This window comes from Alcanivorax sp. HI0044 (assembly GCF_001634945.1).
This window is the reverse complement of sequence record NZ_LWEZ01001739.1, coordinates 1-1,728: the sequence shown is the minus strand read 5'-3', so window position 1 is coordinate 1,728 and position 1,728 is coordinate 1. Positions and strand designations below refer to the sequence as shown.

2 protein-coding genes are annotated in these 1,728 nt (G+C 57.1%); one reads left to right on the top strand and one right to left on the bottom strand.

Annotated elements, in window-relative coordinates; all coding sequences use genetic code 11:
* Positions 1–268: 268 nt before the first annotated feature.
* Positions 269–904, top strand: a complete 636-nt coding sequence (locus tag A3730_RS26120) for a tRNA-(ms[2]io[6]A)-hydroxylase (protein ID WP_063537429.1) — start codon at positions 269–271, stop codon at positions 902–904.
* Positions 905–1,030: 126 nt separating this feature from the next.
* Here the strand turns inward: A3730_RS26120 and A3730_RS26115 are convergent.
* A partial coding sequence (locus A3730_RS26115) for a UDP-2,3-diacylglucosamine diphosphatase (RefSeq protein WP_197477648.1) occupies positions 1,031–1,728 on the bottom strand: 698 nt, incomplete at its 5' end.

The following is a 1,728-nucleotide window of genomic DNA, read 5'->3' as shown; positions in this document are numbered from 1 at the left end:
GCGTGGAGAGGACGAGATGGGCAATCCGATCAACTCCCCGCACGGTTTCTACTTCCCGCGTTCGGTGGCGGATGAAACGCTGCAAACCGAGGAGGGGCGTGCTGCACTGGTTGAATATCTGCTCAGCCGTACCTCTACTCCGTAACCTTTTACCCTGTAACCTGCTACCTGAAACCCACTGACACTGCGAGGCCCGATACGGGCCTCGCAGCATTCATCAGATCGTCTCTCGTGCGCTATACTCCCGATCCCTGAACGAGAGAGTCTCATGCACGATATCAGTCATATTCATGCATTCCTTCCCTGTCCGACCCCGCCAGCCTGGGTTGACTGGGCCCTTGAGCACCCGGACATTCTGCTGATTGACCATGCCCACTGCGAGAAGAAAGCGGCCAGCACGGCGATTAATCTGATGTTTCGTTATGTGGACCGCCCGGAACTACTGGATACGTTGAGCCAACTGGCCCGCGAGGAGCTGCTGCATTTTGAGCAGGTGGTACAGCTGATGCGTCAGCGTGACGTCACCTACGACCACATGACGCCGGCGCGCTATGCCAAGGGGATGCGTCAGCATATCCGCACCTCTGAGCCGGGGCGCCTGGTGGACACCATGATTGTGGGGGCGCTAATCGAGGCGCGTAGCTGTGAGCGTTTTGCCGCTCTGGCGCCCCATGTGGATGCGGAGTTGGGGCGCTATTACCGCTATTTATTGAAAAGCGAGTCGCGCCACTTTGAGGATTATCTGAAACTGGCCGAGCAATATGCCCAGGGGCCGATTACGGAACGGGTGGATTTTTTCAAGGCGGTAGAGCAGGAATTGATTGAAACACCGGATGATGAGTTCCGGTTTCATTCGGGCACGCCGGGAACAGTTGATAGTGGACAGTTGACAGTTGACAGCTAAAACCCGCGATTTTGCTGTGATCATTTTGAAACGTAAGAGGCCGCGCCCAAAGCATGGACGCGGCCTCTTACGTTTCATCCCACAAAAAACTTTGTCGCGCAGCTGTCAACTGTCCACTATCAACTGTCAACTAATCTCAAAGCTTTCCAGTTTTAGCCCTTTTTCACTGTCTGCGATGATCTGCCATCCCAACTTCCCCCAGTCACCCAGCACCCAGCGCTTGCCGGTGCCATCAGGCAAGTCCACGTCGTGGACGTCCGGGCGGTGGGTATGGCCGTGGATCAGGTGCTGAACACCAGCTTCCTGCATTTCCCGGACCACTTCTTCCGGGGTGACGTCCATGATGTTTTCTGCCTTGTTGGCGTTGTTGCCCTGGCTTTGCATGCGCATGCCCTGGGCGATCATGCGTCGCTCTTCCAGCGGTTTGGCGAGCATGCCTTGCTGCCACTGCGGGTTGCGGGCCATGGTGCGGAACTGTTGATAGGCGGTGTCCAGGGTGCACAGGCTGTCGCCGTGCATCAGGATTACGGCGGTGCCGTAGAGGTCGACTACGGTGCCTTCGTCAAGCAGGGTGCCGCCGCAGGCATTCGCAAAGTCGTTGCCGAGCATGAAATCCCGGTTGCCATGCATGAAGTAAAGCTTGCTGCCACTGTCAGAAAACTGTCGGAAGGCGGCGATGGCATCGAGATTGAACGGGGTGTCATCATCGTCGCCGATCCAGGCTTCGAACAGGTCGCCCAGTACATACAGGGCGTCGGTCTTGCCTTGATGGTGTGCCAGCAGGTTTTTCAATGCCTCCAGATGCTCGGGGCGTGCCGGATCCA